2 protein-coding genes are annotated in these 2,023 nt (G+C 42.7%); both read left to right on the forward strand.

Annotated features, from left to right (window positions below; genetic code table 11):
* Positions 1 to 918, forward strand: a 918-nt coding sequence (locus ACYT32_RS12275) for a replication initiation protein (RefSeq protein WP_032489600.1), incomplete at its 5' end; no start/stop codon positions are given.
* Between the two features lie 106 nt (positions 919 to 1,024).
* The gene (locus tag ACYT32_RS12280) at positions 1,025 to 1,282 is read left to right on the forward strand and encodes a hypothetical protein (protein WP_260204419.1); all 258 of its coding nucleotides are present in this window, start codon (positions 1,025 to 1,027) and stop codon (positions 1,280 to 1,282) included.
* Positions 1,283 to 2,023: the final 741 nt, after the last annotated feature.

Genomic DNA, 2,023 nt, shown 5'->3' on the forward strand with positions numbered 1-2,023 from the left:
ATGAGCAATGAATTAGTCAAATATCAACCCGAGTTAAATACCATTCCGCTGCGGAAATTTTCGCCCGTTGAAATGAACTTGTTCTTCTCAATTGTGTCTAGAATGCGCGATAAAGGCGACCAGACAGTGCGCTTTACCTTTGACCAGCTCAAAGACTTGAGTAATTACAAGCCAACAGCAAATCGAAGATTCATAGACGACATTAAACGGACCTATGATCACTTAATGGATTTACGATTCGGCAGCCAAAGCAAGTCCGGCCTAAGTTTTGAGCGTTTTGTCATGTTTACCAAGTTCAAGATTAACGGGGACGCAGACGAGCCCTACGTTGACGTTGAGGTGTATCGTGATGCAATTCCCTTGTTAAACAATCTTGAAAGCTGGGTGCGTTACGCTCTGATTGAATTTAGGGAGTTGAAAAGTAGCTACGCAAAAACCATGTTCCGCTTGTTAAAAGGCTATCGCACCACCGGATACGCCTATTTTTCAAAAGCTGAATTCAACGAACTACTCGATGTGCCCAAAAGCTACAAACCAGGTGACATAGATAGAGCCGTCCTAAAACCAATTAGAGAAGAATTAGCCCCGCTGTTTAAAGGCTTAAGCATTCGCAAAAAATACGGTAAAGGGCGGGGAAAGCCTGTCCTTGGCTATTCTTTCGCATGGAAACCCGAACGCAAAGACGCCGAAGACGTCCACGTCAGCAAAACTGAACGGCTAAATAAAGCGCGCTTCAATATCGAGCACAACGGTGAGCTGTCTGACCAAGAAAAATGGCGGGCAATCGATAAAATAAGGGGTCTCAAACTAGGGACGACTGAAGCTGAACGTGAGCAACAAGCCCAACAGAAACGTGAAGAACAGATACGAGCAGATGAGCGCAAGAAAATTTTAGATAGCCTAACCAAACGCAGATAATTCACTAGAAATAATTTTAGTTGGGCTTGATTTTGTTGTCGCCACTGGCGACTTCTGATACAGGAAATTTAGCACAAACACCATCAATTTTAATTGTGGTGTGTAAGTGCGCATTGACCTCATTTCACTCAGTCTTCTGATTCCCTTTAATTTACGTTTAGGGTATGCCTATCGCTCTGCTCAAACAAAACTGACGACGGCAAGTGTGATGGTCAATTCAGACGGAAACAGCGAAGATGGTTTTCGCTTTATTTGGCGGCGGCCTGATGGCCATTTGCAGGCCGCCAGAGGGCAAGCCCGCATACCTCAGCGACAAGATCTGGAAGAATTAACTAAAAAGGCAGAAGACGCTGGCTGGTATTAGGCAAAATCGCTCTTGAAAGATAAATACACTTCCAAGGAACTCCATTCAAGTCCCTGACACCGTCTGAGAGGCTCATTTTTTTCGTTCTAAGGACGTTTACCCCTCCCAATTGTAAATTATACTGGAAAGCATTAAAACTTCTTAGAACGCAAATATGAGCCTTTTAGGACTATCCACATTTCTTTGTCTTCTGTTAGATTTAGTGTTTCTAACCAGTCAGGTTTCTTTCTAAGCGCCGTTTTAGAAATGGTGTAAAAATGTCTGTTAGTTACTCTGGAATTGCTTAGAACGCAAAATATGGCCTTTTAGCACTATTTGGGTCTACCTGCCGAGCGACAGTCGAGGCTTTTCCTGAACCACGTTTTTGATTTTAGCGAGTGAACGAAGTGAACGCTGCAAGTAAATTGTGAGCGTGATTTTCGCTCACTCCTTTTTGTTTTTTGGTTTTGGTTTTGCATTTTGGGGCACGGAGACGAAGTCGGAGACCCCCGCCTCTTTTATAACCTCTTTTAAAACCTCTTTTAAAACCTCTTTTAGGGGGGGGATGAGCCTTACTCTCCCAAGGGGTACAGAAATGTTTGAACGTAGAATTGTCTGTTTATGAACGTAGAATTGTCTGTTTATGAACGTAGAATTGTCTGTTTATGAACGTAGAATTGTCTGTTTATGAACGTAGCTGTTTGACGTACAACGTTTTATAATATACGCTTGAATTGTAATCGACTTGAAAGAAGGTATTTT

This window comes from Companilactobacillus sp. FL22-3 (assembly GCF_054881455.1).